This is a genomic window from Gemmatimonadota bacterium (assembly GCA_009835325.1).
Taxonomy (GTDB): Bacteria; JAAXHH01; JAAXHH01; order JAAXHH01; family JAAXHH01; genus JAAXHH01.
The window spans coordinates 1-19,983 of the sequence record VXWP01000075.1; the positions used below are offsets into that span (position 1 = coordinate 1).

General features: G+C 64.0%; 15 protein-coding genes. 12 read left to right on the forward strand and 3 right to left on the reverse strand.

All coding sequences use genetic code 11. The features are described 5' to 3' along the window. Positions 1–270 precede the first annotated feature (270 nt). From F4Z81_09500 to F4Z81_09525, 6 genes are all read left to right on the forward strand, one after another. Positions 271–1,308: an AAA domain-containing protein gene (locus F4Z81_09500; GenBank protein MXW05286.1), complete on the forward strand. Its 1,038-nt coding sequence runs from the start codon at positions 271–273 to the stop codon at positions 1,306–1,308. Between the two features lie 87 nt (positions 1,309–1,395). Then, positions 1,396–2,307: a DUF58 domain-containing protein gene (locus F4Z81_09505; GenBank protein MXW05287.1), complete on the forward strand. Its 912-nt coding sequence runs from the start codon at positions 1,396–1,398 to the stop codon at positions 2,305–2,307. Positions 2,308–2,342: 35 nt separating this feature from the next. Further along, entirely contained in the window at positions 2,343–4,460 is a 2,118-nt protein-coding gene (locus tag F4Z81_09510; protein MXW05288.1) for a VWA domain-containing protein, read from the forward strand. Positions 4,461–4,463: 3 nt separating this feature from the next. After that, on the forward strand, positions 4,464–7,883 hold the full coding sequence (locus F4Z81_09515) for a hypothetical protein (GenBank protein MXW05289.1): 3,420 nt from the start codon (positions 4,464–4,466) through the stop codon (positions 7,881–7,883). 53 nt (positions 7,884–7,936) lie between these two features. Next, on the forward strand, positions 7,937–8,893 hold the full coding sequence (locus tag F4Z81_09520) for a histone deacetylase (GenBank protein ID MXW05290.1): 957 nt from the start codon (positions 7,937–7,939) through the stop codon (positions 8,891–8,893). 23 nt (positions 8,894–8,916) lie between these two features. Further along, on the forward strand, positions 8,917–9,870 hold the full coding sequence (locus F4Z81_09525; GenBank protein MXW05291.1) for an aldo/keto reductase: 954 nt from the start codon (positions 8,917–8,919) through the stop codon (positions 9,868–9,870). 10 nt (positions 9,871–9,880) lie between these two features. Here F4Z81_09525 and lexA read toward each other — a convergent pair whose 3' ends face one another. Then, the gene (lexA, locus tag F4Z81_09530) at positions 9,881–10,498 is read right to left on the reverse strand and encodes a transcriptional repressor LexA (protein MXW05292.1); all 618 of its coding nucleotides are present in this window, start codon (positions 10,496–10,498) and stop codon (positions 9,881–9,883) included. A 245-nt stretch (positions 10,499–10,743) separates the two neighbouring features. Here lexA and F4Z81_09535 point away from each other — a divergent pair, with 245 nt between their 5' ends. Next, complete coding sequence (locus tag F4Z81_09535; GenBank protein ID MXW05293.1) at positions 10,744–11,100, forward strand: sporulation protein; 357 nt, start codon at positions 10,744–10,746, stop codon at positions 11,098–11,100. Here F4Z81_09535 and F4Z81_09540 read toward each other — a convergent pair. After that, a complete protein-coding gene (locus tag F4Z81_09540; GenBank protein ID MXW05294.1) occupies positions 11,094–13,088 on the reverse strand; it encodes a peptide transporter in 1,995 nt (664 codons plus the stop codon). The two genes, F4Z81_09535 and F4Z81_09540, sit on opposite strands and share 7 nt — an antisense overlap. A gap of 21 nt (positions 13,089–13,109) precedes the next feature. After that, entirely contained in the window at positions 13,110–13,592 is a 483-nt protein-coding gene (locus tag F4Z81_09545) for a hypothetical protein (protein MXW05295.1), read from the reverse strand. A 392-nt stretch (positions 13,593–13,984) separates the two neighbouring features. Between F4Z81_09545 and F4Z81_09550 the strand changes: the two genes are divergently transcribed. The 5 genes from F4Z81_09550 (at position 13,985) to F4Z81_09570 (ending at position 19,918) form a co-directional block, all read left to right on the forward strand. Beyond that, positions 13,985–15,088 carry a Gfo/Idh/MocA family oxidoreductase gene (locus F4Z81_09550; protein MXW05296.1) on the forward strand — a complete coding sequence of 368 codons (1,104 nt, stop codon included), beginning with the start codon at positions 13,985–13,987 and terminating at the stop codon, positions 15,086–15,088. 3 nt (positions 15,089–15,091) lie between these two features. Beyond that, positions 15,092–16,018, forward strand: a complete 927-nt coding sequence (locus tag F4Z81_09555; protein ID MXW05297.1) for an ATP-binding protein — start codon at positions 15,092–15,094, stop codon at positions 16,016–16,018. A 228-nt stretch (positions 16,019–16,246) separates the two neighbouring features. Beyond that, a complete protein-coding gene (locus F4Z81_09560) occupies positions 16,247–17,119 on the forward strand; it encodes a xanthine dehydrogenase family protein subunit M (protein ID MXW05298.1) in 873 nt (290 codons plus the stop codon). Positions 17,120–17,125: 6 nt separating this feature from the next. Beyond that, complete coding sequence (locus F4Z81_09565; protein ID MXW05299.1) at positions 17,126–17,596, forward strand: (2Fe-2S)-binding protein; 471 nt, start codon at positions 17,126–17,128, stop codon at positions 17,594–17,596. Positions 17,597–17,641: 45 nt separating this feature from the next. Beyond that, the gene (locus F4Z81_09570) at positions 17,642–19,918 is read left to right on the forward strand and encodes a xanthine dehydrogenase family protein molybdopterin-binding subunit (protein ID MXW05300.1); all 2,277 of its coding nucleotides are present in this window, start codon (positions 17,642–17,644) and stop codon (positions 19,916–19,918) included. Positions 19,919–19,983 lie beyond the last annotated feature (65 nt).

A 19,983-nucleotide genomic window follows, 5' to 3' on the forward strand; every position in this document is an offset into this window, starting at 1 on the left:
CCGGTGAACATCGGGAACGAGAACGAGATCACCATCCTCGAACTCGCCCACACCATCATCCGCCTTTGCGGATCCGGCAGCGAGATCGTCTTCCGGCCCCTGCCCAAGGACGACCCCCAGCTGCGACGCCCCGACACGACAAGGGCCCGGGAGATCCTGGGCTGGAAAGCCGCGGTCTCCCTCGAAGAAGGCATGAAGAAAACCATCGCGTATTTCAGATCCCTGGACGGGAACGCCTGATCAGGCGCCCGACGGAAAGGATTCCGGCCGATGACGACGAGCGGCACCGCGCAGCACGCAACCGAAGAAGGACCCGGACAGGTACGCATAGAAGCATTCCAGGAGGGGCGGGAGAAGATACTGGCCGAAGTGCGCAAGGTGATCACCGGCCAGGAGGAGGTCCTGGAACAGGTGCTGATCGCCCTGTTCGCGGGAGGGCACTGCCTCGTGACCGGCGTGCCCGGACTGGCGAAGACCCTGCTCATCAAGACCTTCGCCGAGGTGCTGGACCTGGAGTTCAGGCGCATCCAGTTCACCCCGGACCTCATGCCGGCCGACATCACCGGGACCGAGATCCTGGAAGAGGACAAGGCTACGGGGCAGCGCTCGCTGACTTTCATCAAGGGCCCGATCTTCGGCAACATCGTACTGGCGGACGAGATCAACCGGACGCCGCCCAAGACCCAGGCCGCCCTGCTCGAAGCCATGCAGGAGCACCGCGTGACCACCGGCCGCACGACGTTTCAGCTGGACGAACCCTTCTTCGTCCTCGCCACCCAGAACCCCATCGAGCTGGAGGGGACCTATCCCCTGCCCGAGGCGCAGCTCGACCGGTTCATGTTCAACATCCACATCGAGTACCTCGAGGAAGACGACGAAGTGGCCGTGGCCCGTACGACGACCTCCGCCGAGACGGTCTCGGTCGATACCGTCCTGTCGGGCGAGGTGGTCCGGGATTACCAGCGCCTGGTCCGGGAAGTCCTGGTCTCCGAACAGGTTGCCCGTTACGCCGTTCGCCTGGCATCCGCGAGCAGGCCATCCGGCGAGGACGCGCCCGAATTCGTGAAGAACTGGGTATCCTGGGGGGCCGGCCTGCGCGCCTCCCAGTACCTGATCCTGGGCGCCAAGGCCAGGGCCCTGCTCGACGGCCGGGGACACGTTTCCTGCGACGACATCCGCACGCTCGCCCATCCGGTCCTGCGGCACCGGATCCTGACCAATTTCTACGCCGAGGCGGAGAAGATCACCTCCGAGGGTATCGTCGACCGGCTGCTCGAGACCGTTCCGGCGCCGCGGTCCGGCATGTAACGGGCGCCGCGGTCCGGCATGTAACGGGCGCCGCGGTCCGGAATGTAGCGCGGCATGTAGCCCTTCATATCAGTCAACGGCACCGACATGACCGAAGTACCCCGCTTCTTGGATCCGAGGACCCTTTCCAGCCTCTCCTCCATGGAAATGCGCGCCCGCATCGTGGTCGAAGGGTTCGTTTCCGGCCTCCACAAGAGCCCGTACCGGGGCTTCGGCGTGGAGTTCGTGGAATACCGGCAGTATACGCCGGGCGACGACATCCGGCACGTGGACTGGAAAGCCGTTGCGCGTTCGGACCGGTACTACGTAAAGGAATACGAGGACGAGACGAACCTGCAGTGCGTGATTCTCCTCGACCGCAGCGCGTCCATGGGATACGGCGGCCAGCCGGCCACGGCGACGACCGCACTGGACAAACTCGAATACGGATCATATCTCGCGGCTTCCCTGGCGTATCTCATACTGCGGCAGGGGGACGGGGTGGGACTCGTCACCTTCGACCAGGTCGTTCACAACTACGTGCCGCCCAGTTCGAAGAACACCCAGTGGCTCGCCATCCACTCGACCCTGGATGAACTGCGTGCGGACGAAGGCACCGATTTGGGCAGCCCCCTGCACGAACTCGCCGAATCGATGCCGAGGCGGGGACTGGTCATCCTCATTTCCGATCTGATCGACGACGTCGAGCAGATGATGAACGCCCTGATGCACTTTCGCTTCAAGGGTCATGAAGTGCTGGTCTTTCACATCGTCGACCGGGAAGAACTCACCTTCCCTTTCAGCGAGACCGCGCGGTTCGATGATCCGGAGACCGGCGAAAGGATCACGGTGGCTCCGTCGGCCATCCGGGCGGACTACCTGGCAGCGGTGGAGGAATTCATGGAATCGATCAGGACCGGATGTGCGAAGATCCAGGTCGACTATGAGCGCATGGAGACCGACCGGCCGCTGGATTTCGCGCTTTTTTCCTATCTGAGCAGGCGCATGGTGAAACGTTAAGGCTTCACCCGCGCATCGCCCCGCAGGTACGCGTCATGGACCTGGCCTTCCTGAACCTCACGTTCCTCTTCGGCGCGCTGGGCGCGGCCGTCCCGCTGATCCTGCACCTGGTGCGAAGGCAGCGGGCCGGGATCCACGTCTTCAGCATGGTCCGTTTCCTCATTTCGTCCCAGCGGTCCATCGTCCGCCAGCAGCGATTTCGCCGTCTCCTGCTGTTGCTGCTGCGCATGGCGGCCTGCGCGCTGCTGGCCGTGATTTTCGCGCGGCCCTTCCTCCGGGATCAGGACGAAACCGTTTTCGCGGGCACCCAGCCTGAAGCGGTGGCCATTCTGGTCGATACCTCCTACAGCATGGGATTCGGGAACCGCATCGCCCTGGCGAAACGGCGGGCGGCCGAGATCCTGAACGATCTGCAGACCGGCGACCAGGCGGCGCTGCTGACCTTCGCCGTGCAGGCGCGGGTCATCCGGGAACTCGGGTCGAGCCACTCCGAACTGCCCGTCCTGGTGGACTCCGAGGTCAGCGCGACATTCCAGGCGACGGACTACGTGGAAGCGCTGCGCGCCGCCGACGACCAGCTGAGCGGGTCGGACTTCGACCGCCGGACGGTCTACCTCGTTTCCGATTTCCAGCAGGCCGGCTGGAATCCACGGTCCGGCGGATGGAAGCTCGGTCCGGGCGTCCAGCTCCGGATGATCGACGTGGGGGATGCGCAGGACGACAATTCCGCCGTCACCGGCGTGGAGATCCCGACCGTTGCCGGCATGGAATCTTCGGCCGCACCGGACGGTGCGGAACGCGTGCTGTCCGCGGACGGCCGTACCCTGGACGTGGCCGTTCGGATCCGAAACTTCGGACAGGCGCCCTTTCGGGACGAGGTGACGCTCCGGGTCAACGGGATCGAGACCGGCAAGCGGCGGGTCGACATTCCCCCGCACTCCGGCCAGGTGGAGATCTTCCGGCAGGCTTTCGGATCGGCCACGAATACGGGTGAGGTGGTGCTGGGTGAAGACGGGCTCCCGGTGGATAACCGGTTCTTCTTCACCGTGAATGCGCCTACGCCCGTTCGGGTCCTCTGCCTGGAGGAAAGATCGCGGCCGAACCGCCCGTCGGAGGCCGCATACTACCTGACCCAGGCGCTGTCGCTGCGCCGGGACCCGCCGGTCGTCGTGGACGTGCGGTCGCCGGACGCGCTGGCCGACGTCGATCCATCGGATTACGACGTGGTCATCTCGGCAAACCTGTCCGTCCTGCCGAGGGCCGCGAAGGACCGGCTGACCGGGTACGTGCGATCGGGCGGCAGCCTGATAATCGCCTTGAATCCCGCCGTATCTTCCGGTATATTCAATTCATCCTTCGGCGAACTGCTGCCCGGACGCATAGCATCGCTTTCGTCTCCGGACGGTCCGCGAGACCGGTACAGGCTGCTGACGGACGTGAATTACCAGCACCCCGTCTTCCAGCCCTTTTCCGGTCCCCGGCACGGTGATTTCGGTACAGTACGTTTCTACCGCACGGCACGGTTCGAACCCGACTCCTCGGCTTCGGTCCCGGCCCGTTTCGATGACGGCGCCGCCGCCGTTGCAGAGAAGCCCCTGGGAAACGGCCGCACGTTCCTGGTCCTTTCCACCTTCGACCTTGCGTGGACCGATTTTCCCATACGGGAGGTATTCGTTCCCTTTCTGTACGAGAGTATAGACTACCTGGCCTCCCGGGGAACGATGCATGAACGCGGGGACGGGCTGTACCGCCTGGCGGGGGAAGCGGTCAGACTGCCGGACGGCGCGCAATACGTAGTACTTCCATCCGGAGAACAGGTCCCGGTGGAAACGTCCCGGACGGGCAGTAAGCTGTTTACGCAGACGCGGCAGCCGGGGTTGTACCGGGTGCAGTCGGAAGACGGGCAGCAGACGTTCGCGGTCAACCTCGACACCCGTGAATCCGACTTCACCAGGATGGACGCGGAAGCCTTCGCCGCGGCGCTGATCAATCCCTTGGCCGTGAGTCCGGAATCACGGGAGACCGAGTCGCTGGCCCGGTTTGTCCGGGACGCCGAAGTCGAACGCCGCCAGGGACTCTGGTGGATCCTGGGGTTCACGCTCATCGCCCTGGTGCTCGGAGAGACCCTGCTGGCGAATCGTACGCACAGGTGATCCATGTCGACGGAACGATCCATCCTTCAGGAATGCCTGCGGAGCGTACTTCGCCGCTGGCGTGCCATGCTGGTCATTCGCGGCGTCTCGGTCATAGCGATCGCCGTGGTCATACTCTTCCTCTGCGGCGTAACGGCCTTACATTTCTTCGATCCAGGCGGTCTGGCGAGGATCCTCTACCTGTCCGCCGCCGCGGGGATCCTCGGCTGGCTTGCTTTCAGGTTTCTGCTCGCACCGCTCCGTCAGTCGCCCACGGACCTGCAGGTCGCCCGTTATATTGAAGAACGGCATCCCGCGCTGAACGACGCCCTGGTCAGCGCCGTGGAATACGGCGACACGCACCTCCGGCGACCTCAGCAGGACCTGATGGACCAGGTGCTGGAGTACGTCGCCGGTTACACCGAGCAGATCGAATACAAGAAGATCGTTGATCGCAGGCGCCACACCCGCATCCAGGCTTTCGCGGCTGGCGCCGTCCTGGTCCTCGCCGTCCTGATCTTGCTTGAACCCGGTTACTTTGGCCGGTCCGCCCTCCGGCTGGTGTCGTGGACCCAATTGGAACCGGCCTTGCCCGGCGGCATACGGGTCGAACCCGGCGACACGCACGTAAGACGCGGCGACAGCCTGACCATCACCGCCAACCTGGGCAGCGGCCTTGCCCTGGACCCGAGCCTGTTCGTCCGGTTCGGGCAGGACGAAGACTGGACAACGCTGGACCTGTATGCCGCGGACGGCGAGCGGACCTTCGCTGGCGATATCCACGGGATCGTCGAGAATGCGCGGTACTACGTCGCCGTGGCCGGAACCCGGTCGAGTGAATTCCGGATCTCCGCCATCGATCCGCCCTATGTCGAACGGATCGACGCCCGGTACGAATTCCCTGACTACATGGAACTCGTCTCGAAGACCGAGGAAGACCGCGGAGACATCACGGCACCGGTGGGCACGCGGGTCGCCCTGCGCATCACGGCGAGCAAACAGGTGGTTTCCGGGGCGATGCGCTTCAGCGACGGCCGGTCCGTTGAGCTGGAAGTGGGCGGAGAGGACCTCGAGGGATCCTTCGTCGTGCGCGAGGATCTTTCCTATTCGATACACGTGGTGGACTCGGACGGCTTCGCGAACGACGACCCGGTGGAGTACTACGTCCGGGCACTGCAGGACCGCGCGCCCCGGGTGGCCATCCTCGAACCGCAGAGAGACACGCGGGTCTCCCCCGTCGATGAAGTCACCATCCGCGCCGAGGCCGAGGACGACTTCGGCCTGGCGACCTTTTCCCTAAACTACGCGGTGAACGGCGGCGACGAAGTCGTCGTGGACCTGGGCGCATTGCAGCGCGAATCGAGCGGCACAGTCTGGGAGGGAGAGCACGTAGTCTACCTCGAGAGTCTCGGGGTCCAGCCGGGCGATTTCGTGGCCTACTACGCGGAGGCGGGCGACCGCAGGAGCGAAGCCGGCACGTCCGCGACGGATATCTACTTCATCGAAATCAAGCCATTCGATGCAACCTACCGCCAGGCTGAAGGCGGAGGCGGCGGGGGAGGAGCAGGGGACGATGTGATGCAGACGAGGCAGCTCTCCCGCAAGCAGAAGGAGATCATCTCGGCGACGTGGCGGGTCAAGCGGACGCTCGCGGCAGCACCGGATACGCGGGTGGAAGAAGACCTCGAGGCCATCGCGGCGGTACAGGACGGACTGCGGGGGCAGGTGGAAGAAGCACTCGCCGTCATGCGCTTCATGGTCGGGTTCTCGCAGGAAGCGATGAAGATGGTCGAAACGCTGGAACTTGTGCAGACGCCGATGGCGGCGGCTTCCGAAGCACTCCGCTCCGGCGCGGTCGACGAGGCCCTGACACACGAACGCGAGGCGCTCATGTACCTCACGAGGCTCGATGCGCAGATGCGGGAGTTTACGGTGAGCCAGCAACGCAGTATGTCGGGCAGGGCACCGCTCGACCTGTCGGACACCTCCGAACTCGAGCTGGATGATGAGCGGAACAGGTACGAGGTCCCGGATCAACCGGCGCTGGAACGGGAGCGGGAGCAGAGTATCGACGAGCATCAGCAACGTGTCCAGGACCTGGCCCGGCGCCAACAGCGCGTGAATGAACGGATGCAGAAGCTGGCGGACGACGAAGACCGCCCGGAAGCCGAGCGCCGGAGGGAACTGGACCGGCTGACCAGGACCCAACGGGATCTCAGGGCGGAGACGGAAGAGATCGCCCGCTCGCTTTCCGGGGCCAGGAACCCCTCGGACGCGCGCGGCGCGCAATCGGGGGCGCAACGCCCCATGCTGGACCAGGCGGACCGCGACCTGCGCGAGAGCTCCGAGTCGATGGGCGAATCGATCGAACAATTGCGCAGGGACCGCCTCCAGACTGCGGCGGAGGGCGGCGCCCAGGCCGCACGGCATCTGGCCGACGCTTCCAGCCAGTTGCAGCGGGCCCAGGGTGCGTCGCTGGAGCGGCTGGCGCGGGAAGCCGTGAAGCAGGCGGACCAGTTGGCCGTCCGGCAGGAACAACTCGAACGGAACGTCACCGCGTTGAAGGACGAGAAAGAGGGTGGATTCGAGGGCATTCTCAATCGCCTGGACGCGATCGATTCAAGGCGCGGCGGTTTGGACGAATCATCTAAGGAGCGGCGCCTGGACCGGTTCCTGCGCGATCGGATGAGGGGTCTGGAAGGGGCGAAAGAGGAGATCCGTTCGGACCTCGAACGCCTCGAGAAAGACCTCGAATTCCTGGCCAGGAGTGCGTCCCGGGTGCAGCCCGAGACGGCGGCGGCTGCGGACCGGGCCGGCGAAATGATCGATGAGGAACGGTTAAGCGAAGAGATCGAGCGTTCGAAGCGGCTCTTGAACCGGAATTCCCTGGACCAGTCCGCCCGCACGGAGACGGAGATCTCCGCGGCGCTGGACCGGCTCGCGGAAATGGTCCGCACGGCGCGGGACAAGTTGATCACCCGGGACATGGACCATCTCGCCAGGACGCAGGACACTGCGCGGGATGCCATGTCCGAATGGCAGGAACTGCAGCGCCGGCTCTACCGGTTGAACCGCGGCATTCCCAATTCAGAGACGCTCGACCAGATCTCGCGGGATTACCAGCGTCAGCTGCAACGCCTTCGGGACCTTTCGGGACAGGTCCCGCAGATGTCCCGGGAGTCGCGGCAGTTGCAGGACGACCTGGATCGGGCGATCGCCCTCGGCGACGAACCGTGGAAGATCGACCGGGGAGCATGGAACGAGCTCCACCTCAACATGGCCCGCAGTCTCGTAGACTACTACGATGGCCTGCGCGCGGAAGTCCGGGACATGCGCCGGAGGGAACGGCTCTACCTCGCCCGGGAAGAGGATGTCCCGCCGGGGTACCGGGACCTGGTAAACGACTACTTCGAGAATCTCTCCAGGAACGGGAGCCGCAACTGAAGGTCCGGCCGGTGGTCTCCGCTCCCGGAGACCTTCGCCCCTGTCGCGACAACATGCCCACCGCGTTGATCAGCCACCCCGACTTCCTCCTGCACGATACCGGTCCCTTCCATCCGGAACGGCCGGACCGCATGACCTCCGTGCTGGCCCGACTCGGCCTGTCCGGCGATGTACCCGACGGCGCCCGTCAGGCCGGCCTGCTGTGCCTCTCGCCCGAGCCGGCTGGCGAGGCGCGGATCAAGGCCGTCCACGACGGGGCCTATGTCGACGCCGTTGTCGATTGGTGCGGGAAGGGATACCGGAATCTGCCCACCGGCGACACCACCGTTTCCTCCGCATCCGAGACCGTGGCCCGACTGGCCGCCGGCGCGGCCATGCGGGCGGTCGACGCGGTGCTGACCGGGGAAGCGGACCGCGTATTCTGTGTCGCCCGGCCTCCGGGGCATCACGCCGAATCCGACCGGGGGATGGGATTCTGTATCTACAACAACGCCGCCGTCGCGGCCCGTTACGCCCAGTCGCGGTTCGGGGTGGAACGGGTGGCCGTGCTGGACTGGGACGTCCATCATGGGAACGGGACCCAGGAGATTTTCTCTGAAGACCCGACCGTGTACTATTTCAGCATTCACCAGTATCCCCTCTATCCCTTCACCGGCGCGGAGCGGGAGACGGGAACGGGCGAAGGGGCAGGTTACACGATGAACGTCCCGGTCCCCGCAGGATCCGGCGACGAGGTCTTCGTCGATGTGTTGCGCGGCACGATCCTGCCGGCCATGATGGCTTACCAACCGGACCTCCTTATCCTCTCGGCGGGATTCGACGCCCACATGGACGATCCGCTCTCCGGCACCCTGGTCACGGACGCGGGTTTCCGGGCCATGACCCGCCTGGTGCTGGACTTCGCGGAAGACGCGTGCGGGGGCCGGCTGGTTTCCGTCCTTGAGGGCGGCTACGACCTCGAAGCCCTCGGCCGGTGCGTCGCGGACCATGTAAGCATGATGAACGCCTGAATGCCGTTTGGGGGAGTCGAACGATGCGATATAGAATCCTGGGGCGAACCGGTTTGCGCGTTTCCGAAGTCTCCCTCGGCACGGTCGAGCTGGGCATGGAGTACGGCCTGAAGGCGGGCGGCGAACCCGGCGTGCCCGCGGAGTCCGACGCCCGGATCCTGCTCAACCGGGCGATCGATTCGGGTGTGAACTTCATCGACACCGCGGCGCTGTACGGAAACAGCGAGGAGATCATCGGCCGGGCGCTCAAGGGCCGGCGGTCCGAGTACGTGCTCGCCACCAAGTGCGTGCACCGGCTGGAAGAAGGGCTGGATTACGCCGAATCGAGACGGAGCATCGCAACGTCCATCGACCGGAGCCTGTCCAGGCTGCAGACCGACCACATCGACCTGCTGCAGGTACACGGCCGGGACCTTCTCGAGCTGGAACTTCGTATGATCCGGGACGGCGAGGTGATGGAAGAGCTCGACAGGGCCCGGGAGGCAGGCAAGGTCCGATTTGCGGGATATTCGTCCTACAGCGAAGAGGCGGCGCTTGCGGCCATCGAGGATGGGCGGTGGGACACCCTGCAGATCCCCTGCAACATCCTGGACCGCCGATACCTGGTACGCGTCATTCCCGAGGCGCGTCGGTGCGGCGTGGGCGTCATCGTGCGATCCGCACTGCTGAAAGGCGCCCTGACCGAGAAGAGCAGGTTCATGCCCGACAGGCTGAAGCCCCTCGTCGCGCATATCGACCGGCTGGTCGAAATCCAGACCGCGACCCGTTTCAGCCTGCCCGAACTGGCCCTGCGCTTCGTCCTGTCGATCCCGGCCGTCTCCACCGTAATCGTCGGCGCCGACAAAATCGCGTACCTGGATGAAGCCGTTTCCGTGTCGGACGGACAGGGCCTTAGTGAGGAAACACTACTGGCGTTGGAAGATATGGCGCTGAACGATCCCTACCTGCTCAATCCGGGGAACTGGGGCATTCCCTGAACGCCGCCGCTCAGTCCATTCTGCGGTATACCCCGACCACCTTGCCCACGATGGATACCTCATCGGTGACAATGGGTTCCATGGTCGGATGGGCGGGCACGAGTTCGACCCGGTCGTTGCGCCGGTAGAATCGCTTGACCGTGGCCTCGTCGTCCAGCAGCGCGACGACCGTTTCGCCCGTCTCGGCCACGGGCTGCTCACGGACCAGGACGTAGTCGCCGTCCTTGATTCCGTCTTCGATCATGCTGTCTCCGTGTACCTCGAGAGCGAAGACATTCCCGCCCTGCTTCACCATGCCTGACGGAAAATCCATGTACTCCTCGACGTTCTCTTCGGCGAGAATAGGCAACCCGGCGGCTACACGGCCGAGGAGGGGGACCCGGACGACGTCACCGGCACCCGGCGCCGACCCGTCCCTGGCTCCAACGATTTCTATGGCGCGGGGCTTCATGGGATCACGACGGATATGGCCCTTCTTCTCAATCGCCCGTAGGTGGTCGTAAGCCGCACGGGTACTGATCCCGAACTGCTGTGCGATCTCTCTGACACTGGGAGGATACCCTATCTTGCCGACCTTTTTACGTATGTAATCGTAAACGTTCCGCTGCTTTTCCGTCATCGCTTTCATGAGGTTGAACTCCCTGAAGCTTCGTGCGCGAGGTATGGTGATTCTTGAGGATCTATATCGGCTGTCGGCAAAATATACACAACATACGGTTAGTCGTCAATAAAAAATTAATTACCGTCGTGGGCATGTCGTGATTTCTCGAATTGCAGTATAGCCGGGACGGCGTTAAAAATTCACGTGCACAGGCCGCCGGCCGTCATATATATTGATTCGACCGATCACGACCGCTTGAACCGGAGACCACCATGCCTGTAAATGAAATGATCCAGACCATGCTGGAGGAACTGCGCCAGATCGCAGATACCGAGGTGCACGTGGGCAAGCCGATGCAGATCGGCGATGCCTGGGTGGTTCCGGTTTCCAGGCTGTCCCTGGGGTTCGGCGCCGGTGGATTCGGCGGCGAGGACAATCAGAAGAGGGGAGCCGGGGGCGGTGTATCGGTCGAACCGCTCGCCTTCCTGGTCATCCAGCAGGACCGCGCGCAACTGCTGCACATGAACTCGCCCAGCAGCCCCATGGGCAAGTTGCTGGACATCATGCCGGACGTCATCGAGGAATTGAAGAGGTATACCCGAAAAGACGGAAAAGACGGCGATCAATAGACCAGGGGCGCCACGGTCTTGGAAATCAGCGCAATGGCTACCGTGGCCATGCCTACCAGCCCCGTGCCGCAGGCGTAGCCGGCCGCCAGGACCGGCGTGTACCGCATCCATTTCCGCCTGCCGAATTTCCGCTCCATGTAGAACCTGCCCAGCAACGCGCCCAGAAACTGCGGGATGAAGGCGTGGGGCACCGTGCCCACGCTGGCGATCACGCCGAAGATCAGCATGACGGGAAGGTTGAAGGCCGCCAGGACGGCATAGGCCAACACGCCGAAGGCCGCGCCGCCTATCATGTAGGGAATCTTCAACGCCTCGATCAGGTAGCTTGACTCGAACCCCGATCCTGCGGTACTGGAGTACCACAGCGCCTGCATCGTGGCCTGCTGCTGCCAGAACTTCTGCGCGTAGGGATAGGCCTGCGACGGTATGGGCGCGAGTCCCCAGACGAAGTGCCAGAACAGCAGGCTGCAGACAAGCAGGACCGGGATCATGACCAGTTCCGCCTTCAATACGCTCGTGAACCGGGTGCCGGTCAGCTCGACCTCGCGAAAGGCCTGGGCCTGGCCACCGTAATTAAATATGGGAATCGGCGCGAACCAGATGTCCACCCCCTTGTAGCCGCTGAGAATGAACGTGGCCTCCTTGATGAGGGGGAACTGCAGATCGGCGCCCGTGATGGCGCGCAGGCGGGCGCTCGCGTACGAGCTGAGCGGAGTATAGAAGAATCCGTAGAACACGAAGAAGAGGATGGGGAACCCGGGCACCAGGCGCCAGCTCAGGACGACGTAGCCTACCGTCAGGACCAGGAAGGCGCCGAAAATAACGGACATGGGAAAATCCCCCCGGCCGGGCGGCGTGCCGTACCCGCCGGACGGACCGGGTTTCGATCCTTCGCGCCTCGCATCGCCCGACCGTTTCCTGAGTCCGGACAGGATGCTCCATCCACCGATCAGGGCGACGGCGAATCCCGTGCCGATGCGGACGCTCATCCAGAAATCGATATCGTTGACGAGCGTGGTCTGGATGGCGTCCATGCCCGGCGACCAAGTGCGCAGGATGCCGAAATCGTAGAGCAGCGGATTGACGACCACGGTAAGCAACGCACCGATGGCGGAACCGACCACGATCCAAAAGGGCAGCACGAACCCCGTCAACACCGGCCCCAGTCCCAGTTCGACCGCCATGGCCGCGGCGGGCAGTATGTTCTCCGTATTGCGCGTCAGGTCGGCGAAGGGAATGGGAATCAGCGTGATCGGCTCAGCCAGCAGCGCGCCCGTGACGGCCGGTATGCCGATGTAGAACGCGCCGAAAACAAGTCCCAGCATGGCCCCGATGCTGAAGGCGCGCCAGCGCCACGATTCCTGGCCCGCGGAACTCTCCGCCAGGGCGGTGGCGCCCTCCGCCTGGATCGGGGCCAGGGGGAAGGGCAGCCGTTCCACGTCGGCCGTTACGCGAAAGAGTCCGTAACCCAGCGTGAAGGCGCTCGCACGGTTGAAGATGTGGAGCACGGCGATGAGCAGGATCGGCACCAGCCATTCCCCGTGCAGCAGCGTACGCAGTACGATGGCGTCGGAATCCGCGCCGGGAGAGATCCAGGAGGGGATCTGGTCGTCGATGCCGAAGGCCCGGGCGCCGGGGGACTGGACGAAGTACTGGTACCATATGAGCTGGGCGAAGGGCCCGCCGGACAGCGCCAGTCCCACGCCGGCGGTGAGGCTGGCCGCCACGTAGTACAGCATGTAGATTTCCTGGCGGCTGAGCGTGGTGAAAGACCGGCGCGCGACTTCGATGAACAGGATGATCGTGGTCCATTCCGCCGCGGGCCCCAGGCTTTGCCCGGCGATCAGGTTCAGATAGATCGAGCCCGGGATCATGAACAGCCCAAGAAAGACGATCCCGATGACCGTCTTTACATTGAACCCCTCCTCGTAGACCTGGGGATGGTCGGAAAAGGCGGAGGCTGACAGGTCGTCCTTGACGAGGGTCATGCCCTGGCGCTTTCGTTGGCGTTATGGATCCGCGGGGGGCACGACGTCGGGCAGTTTCAGCCAGACGTCCGTGACGCTGAAAAACCTGCCCGAGACGTGGCGGATGTCCTCGGAGTCGCGGACCAGCCTCAGGCCGTCGAACGTAAAACGGTCCTCGTACTGCTGGTTGTCATCGGTCACGAAGTAGAACACGTTGTCCAGCACGCTCCAGCGTCCATTCTGGATATTGACCGTCGTGGAATCCGATACGATGGTCGTATCGACCTGGCCGTACCGGCCGTCGGTGCTGAGGCGGAGGTGTCCGCGTACCAGTGGGGGTACCAGCGTAATCCGTTCCTCCGTGCTGCCGGAATCCGTCTGTATGGTTGTGTTGACCGTTCGGCTTTCGAGATCGTAGTTGCCCACGAGGGGCCGGGCGACGTTGCCGGGACCGACAACTTCCTCGCTGCACCCCGCAATCAACGCGCTGAAGAGCACACCGTAAGTCAGGATCTGCTTGATCAAGGCTTTCTCCGGCGGGTTGACCGCGGAATATGACCGCGGAATGGCGCCGCGGAACGGCGCCGCGAAACGGCACACGGGATGGCCCAGCGTACGCTATATCCCGGCGGCGATGTGGACCGATTTCGCGCGGCCGGTTCACCGGTCCGGAACGATTGAGATTATAGGCAAGCCCCTTGTGAACGTCAAGCGATTACAGGTTACCTCCGGCGGCATATTTCGCTTGACGTTTACCGGCCCGCGGATTAGAAGTGATGGGCATTTGCCAGGTGGTACTCCCGTGGCTCCAGGGATACGGATCACGAAGCCAGGCAATGCGTTTCGCCGTGGTATTGACGCGGCGGGACCGTACTTTCGCGTTACGGAAAAGCTACCTCACTGCAGAGGCGAATCCCATGACGGCGCTCAAGGCGGGCATCATAGGATGCGGAAACATCAGCGGCGTATACTTCGAGGCGGGACGCAAGTTCGAGGCTTTCGACGTGGTCGCCTGCGCCGACATGATCCCCGAACGGGCGCGGGCCAAAGCCTCCGAATACGAGGGTGTTGAAGCCCTTTCGGTGGAAGCCCTGCTGGACGATCCCGCTATCGAGATCGTCATCAACCTGACCATTCCCGCCGCCCATGCCGAAATCGCCCGGGCCGCGCTGGAACACGGAAAATCAGTGTATTCGGAAAAACCCATGGCGGTCCGGAAGGAAGACGGCCGTGCCTTGCTCGACCTCGCGAAACACACCGGGAAGCTGGTGGGCGGGGCACCGGACACCTTCATGGGAGCCGGCATACAGACCTGCCGCAAACTCATCGACGACGGCTGGATCGGCGAACCGGTGGCGGCCACGGCCTTCATGCTGAGTGCGGGGCACGAAAAATGGCATCCCGATCCCGCCTTCTTCTACAAGCCCGGCGCGGGGCCCATGCTGGACATGGGGCCGTACTACGTCACGGCCCTTGTCAATCTGCTGGGGCCGGTCGCCCGGCTCACGGGCGCTACGCGCATCACACATCCCGTGCGCACCATAACGAGCGAGCCCCTTCGCGGAGGGCAAATTGAGGTCGAGGTGCCCACGCACCTGGCGGGCCTTCTCGAGTTCGAAAGCGGACCCATCGGGACGATCGTAACCAGTTTCGACGTGTGGCACCATGAACTTCCCCGCATCGAGGTATACGGGTCGGAGGGCTCTCTGAGCGTGCCCGATCCCAATTCCTTCGGCGGGCCAGTGAAACTGCGCCGCGGCGGCGCGGAAAACTGGACCGAAATGCCCCTGAGCCACGGGTACGAGGAGCAAAGCCGCGGCCTTGGCGTGGCGGACATGGTCTATGCCTTGCGTTCGGGCCGGCCGCACCGGGCCAGCGGCGAACTCACCCGCCACGTGCTGGACGTCATGCTGTCCATCGAGGAATCGTCGGAATCGGGACGGCACATCACACTGGAAAATACCTGTGCCCGGCCGGCCCCGCTGCCGCTCGGGCTGGCGCCTTATACGCTGGATCCTTGATTTATGCCCGAGCACCCCGTAAGAACCCTGTCCGATCTGCTGCCGCGCCTCGAAAGGCTGATGGGCCGCATCGAAACGCTGGTCTCTGCCTACACGGGAGGGTCGACCGGGCGAACCGGGCAGTCCGGCGCGTCAGACGACGCGTTCGCCGGCTCCATCGCGTTCCGGTGGGGGAAGCGTGGAGAAAGGGGCTGCCTGGAACCGATCGTGCATCCCGACCTGGTGGACCTGTTCGATCTCTTCGGTCTTGACCGCGAGATAGGGATCCTGGAGCGGAACACCCGCCAGTTCGTCCGGGGGATGCCCGCGAACAACGTGCTGATCTGGGGTGAGCGCGGAACCGGCAAGTCTTCGGTGGTGAAGGGCCTCCTGGCCCGGTTCGCCGGCGAGGGTCTTCGCATGATCGAGGTCCGCCGGCAGGACCTGACGGATCTGCCCGAGATCGTCGAACTCCTGTGGGACCGGCCCGAGCGGTTCGTCCTGTTCTGCGACGACCTGTCCTTCATGGAAGACGAATCCATTTATCTCGAGCTCAAGGCGCTCCTCGAGGGCAGTCTTTCCGCGCGTCCCGACAACGTGCTCGTCTACGCCACGTCGAACCGCAGGCACCTGATGCCGGAGAAGCTCGCCGACAACACCTTTCGGTTCAGTCCGGACGACGATGAAATCCACCCCCAGGAAACCGTGGAGGAGAAAGTCTCGCTGAGCGACCGGTTCGGCCTGTCCATCGGTTTCTACCGGATCACCCAGGACACCTATTTCCGGATCGTCCGCCATCTCGCCGATCAGCGCGGCATCGACATGGACGCGGGACTGCTGAGACGGGAATCCCTCCGGTGGCTTCAGCGCGCCAGCGGCCGTTCCGGCCGGGTGGCGCGGCAGTTCGTGGACGACCTCGAGGGACGAATCAAACTGGGCGAACTGCCGTAGACCAGGGCCCAGTTTAAACTGGGCGAACTCCCGTAGATTCCGACCCGCCGCGATATTTCGGAAACCGCATTTCTTTCCCGCTTGACACGTTATTTTGCACGGCCTAATTATGTAGATTGGATTTTCTCGATAACCGCTTATTGAACCCGTGTGTAACCGGGTGCCCGGTTTTGCGGCTATTTCGATTTCGCAGTCCACAGTTCAAGGTAAACAGCAAAGGAGTGTGTCTTGCACGCATTCGATTACGCCACGCCTGAAAGCGTGGCCGATGCGGTCGTGATGCTCAGCGATCAAGGGAAAAACGCCTGTGTGCTCGCGGGCGGTACGGACCTGATCGTTCAGCTCCGTGAGAACCGCAGGCGGACCGATCTCGTGGTGGACGTCAAGCGCATCGCCGAACTGAACGCGTTGTCCTACGACGCCGCGACGGGCGTCACGATCGGGGCGGCCGTGCCCTGCTACCGGATCTACGGGGACGCGGAAATCGCCGCGGCCTATCCGGGACTCATGGACGCGGCCAGACTGGTGGGCGGCACGGGGATCCAGGGCAGGGCCAGCCTGGGTGGGAACCTGTGCAACGCCTCCCCGGCGGGCGATACGATTCCTCCCATGATCGTCCTTTCCGGCGAGGCGGAAATCGCCGGTCCGAACGGAACGCGGAAAGTGGCCGTGGAAGACTTCTGCACGGCGCCCGGCCGTACCGTGCTGGAGGACGGCGAGTTTCTGGTGTCGCTCCATTTCCCGGCGCCGGCACCGAACTCCGGCGCCTTCTACCGCCGCTTCATCCCCCGCAACGAGATGGACATCGCCGTGGTCGGCGTCGGCGCGTCCGTCGTGCTCAGCGAAGACCGGTCCTCGTTCGTGTCGGCGCGCATCGCCGTCGGCGCCGTGGCACCGACGCCCCTCTTCGTGCGGGAGGCCGGGGACGCCCTGGCCGGACAGCCCGTTTCCGACGAATCGATCCAACGGGCGGCCGACCTCGCCCGCGACGCGGCCCGGCCCATCAGCGACATGCGGGGCACCGCCGAATACCGCAAGCATCTGACCAGCGTATTGACGCGCCGGGTTGTGGAAGGCGCGGTTCAACGAGCCAAGGAGTAGCCGTCGATGTCGAAAAAAGTACACGTACAGACCACCATAAACGGAGAAGCCGTCGATTTCCTCTGCGAACCGCGCAACAGCCTGCTCGAAGTGCTGCGCGACGACCTGGATCTCACCGGCGCCAAGGAAGGATGCAACAACGGCAACTGCGGGGCATGCAACGTGATCATGGACGGCAGGCTGGTCAACTCCTGCTGCGTGCTGGGGGTCGAAGCCGACGGATGCGAGATCACGACCATCGAAGGCATCGGTTCCGCCGCCAACCTCCATCCGCTGCAGCAGAAGTTCCTCGAACACGCGGCGCTGCAATGCGGAATCTGCACGCCCGGATTCATCGTTTCCGCCAAAGCGCTGCTGGACGAGAACCCGAACCCCTCGGAAGACGAGGTGCGCTACTGGCTGGCCGGCAATCTGTGCCGATGCACGGGGTACGACAAGATCGTGCGCGCGGTCCTGGACGCCAGGAACGGCGCCTGACCGGCTGAATGATCTGAAAGCAATGACTCAACGGAGGGAACAGACGTGTCACAAAACGGACATAAGGTCATCGGCACCCGCCCGATTCGCCACGACGGGGTGGACAAGGTCACCGGCCGGGCGATCTACGGCGCCGATATCCAGCTGACTGGACTGCTGCACGGCGCCATCAAGCGCAGCCCCCATCCCCACGCGCGGATCAAGAACATCGACACCAGCCGCGCGGAGGCCCATCCGGGCGTGCGGGCCGTCGTTACCGCCCACGACCTCCCGCAGATCGCGGATAAACTCGCCGACCTGGGCGAGGCGATCGTCAACCTGCGCGACGCCAGCAACAACGTGCTGGCCTACGGCAAGGTGCTCTACAAGGGGCATGCCGTGGCCGGCGTGGCCGCGATCAACCTGCACGTGGCGCAGGAGGCGGTGGAACTGATCGACGTGGAATACGAAGTGCTGCCCCACGTCACGGGCGTGCTGGAAGCCATGGAGGACGGCGCTCCGATCCTGCACGAGGACATGAAAACCACGTCCATGGGAGAGGAGACGGACAAGGTCAGCAACGTCGCGAACCACTTCCAGCACAAGATGGGCGAACCGGACGACGGTTTCGCGGAAGCCGACGTGGTGATCGAACGGGAGTTCACGACCCAGACCGTCCACCAGGGCTACATCGAGACCCATAACGCCACGGCCCACTGGAACGAAGAAGGCCAGCTCACCATCTGGACGAGCACGCAGGGCGCTTTCTCGGTACGGGACCAGATGGCCGAAATCCTCCAGATGCCCGTTTCGAAGGTCAAGATCGTACCCCTCGAGATCGGCGGCGGCTTCGGCGGCAAGATCTCCGTCTACCTGGACCCGGTCGCTGCGTTGCTTTCCAAGAGGACCGGTCACCCGGTAAAGATGACGATGACCCGGGACGAGGTCTTCGAGGGAACGGGCCCGACGCCGGGCTCCTACCTGAAGGTCAAAATGGGCGCCACCAGCGACGGCCGGCTCACGGCCGCCACGGCCTACATGGCTTACGAGGCCGGCGCTTATCCTGGTTCGCCGGTCGGTGCGGGCGCGGGCTGCATATTTACGCCCTACGACATACCCAACGTCCAGATCGACGGGTACGACGTGTGCGTGAACAAGCCCAAGACAAACGCCTATCGTGCGCCGGGCGCCACCAACGCGGCCTACGCCACCGAGACCGTCGTGGACGAGATCAGCGAGAAGCTCGGGGTGGACCCGCTCGAGTTCCGAGTGAAGAACGGCGCGAAGGAAGGCACCCGCCGGGCCGACGGTCCCGTGCACCCGCGCATCGGTTGCATTGAGACTACGGAGGCCGCCCTCAACAGCGAACACTACCGCTCTTCCCTCGCGAAGTCGGGGAACGGCAAGGTCCGCGGCCGGGGCGTCGCCTCGGGTTACTGGTTCAACTTCAATGGCGGCCGGTCGGCCATTTCCGTGAGCATCAATCCCGACGGCACCATCAACATGCTGGAGGGTTCCACGGATATCGGCGGCACGCGGGCCTCCATTGCCATGCAGCTGGCCGAGACCATCGGCCTCGAGGCCACCGACATCAAGCCCTACGTCGTGGATACGGACTCGATCGGCTATACCGACGTGACCGGCGGCAGCCGCACGACCTTCGGAACGGGTTACGCCGCCCATGCCACGGGCCAGGCCCTCATCCGGGAGATGAAGGAAAGGGCCTCCAAGCTCTGGGACGTGCCTGCCGATGCCATTGACTTCGAGGACGGAGTCTTTTCCTATCGGGATGACGCGGAGAAGCGGGGCAGCTTCAAGGAACTGGCGAGCCAGGCCGGCGACGCCGGCGGTCCCGTGGTTGCCCAGGTGAGTACGAATCCCGACGGCAGCGGTGGCGGCGCTTTCGCCACCCACGTCGTGGACGTCGAGATCGACCGGGAAACCGGCAAGGTGGATATACTCCGGTATACCGCGGTCCAGGACGCCGGGACGGCCATTCACCCAAGCTACGTGGAAGGCCAGATGCAGGGCGGCGTGGTGCAGGGGATCGGCTGGGGCCTGAACGAGGAGTACATCTACAACGACGAAGGTTCCATGACCAATGCCAGTTTCCTGGATTACCGCATGCCCACGACCCTCGACCTGCCCATGATCGAGACCATCATCGTGGAAGTGCCCAACGAGTCCCATCCCTACGGCGTCCGGGGCGTCGGCGAAGTGCCGATCGTACCGCCGCCGGCCGCCCTCGCCAATGCCATCTACGACGCGACTGGCGTAAGGCTGCGCGACCTGCCCATGTCGCCGCCCCGGGTCCAGAAAGCCCTGGCGGAGAACGGCGGGTAGGCGCGGACTGGGGAAGCGTTTTTGAAGCGAAGACGCTAGAGTGAAGACGCAAAGGGCGGGGAAGG

Coding starts and splice junctions, on each gene's coding strand:
- F4Z81_09500 (MXW05286.1), top strand. CDS start 271: ATGACGACGAGCGGCACCGCGCAGCACGCAACCGAAGAAGGACCCGGA.
- F4Z81_09505 (MXW05287.1), top strand. CDS start 1,396: ATGACCGAAGTACCCCGCTTCTTGGATCCGAGGACCCTTTCCAGCCTC.
- F4Z81_09510 (MXW05288.1), top strand. CDS start 2,343: ATGGACCTGGCCTTCCTGAACCTCACGTTCCTCTTCGGCGCGCTGGGC.
- F4Z81_09515 (MXW05289.1), top strand. CDS start 4,464: ATGTCGACGGAACGATCCATCCTTCAGGAATGCCTGCGGAGCGTACTT.
- F4Z81_09520 (MXW05290.1), top strand. CDS start 7,937: ATGCCCACCGCGTTGATCAGCCACCCCGACTTCCTCCTGCACGATACC.
- F4Z81_09525 (MXW05291.1), top strand. CDS start 8,917: ATGCGATATAGAATCCTGGGGCGAACCGGTTTGCGCGTTTCCGAAGTC.
- lexA (MXW05292.1), bottom strand. CDS start 10,498: ATGAAAGCGATGACGGAAAAGCAGCGGAACGTTTACGATTACATACGT.
- F4Z81_09535 (MXW05293.1), top strand. CDS start 10,744: ATGCCTGTAAATGAAATGATCCAGACCATGCTGGAGGAACTGCGCCAG.
- F4Z81_09540 (MXW05294.1), bottom strand. CDS start 13,088: ATGACCCTCGTCAAGGACGACCTGTCAGCCTCCGCCTTTTCCGACCAT.
- F4Z81_09550 (MXW05296.1), top strand. CDS start 13,985: ATGACGGCGCTCAAGGCGGGCATCATAGGATGCGGAAACATCAGCGGC.
- F4Z81_09555 (MXW05297.1), top strand. CDS start 15,092: ATGCCCGAGCACCCCGTAAGAACCCTGTCCGATCTGCTGCCGCGCCTC.
- F4Z81_09565 (MXW05299.1), top strand. CDS start 17,126: ATGTCGAAAAAAGTACACGTACAGACCACCATAAACGGAGAAGCCGTC.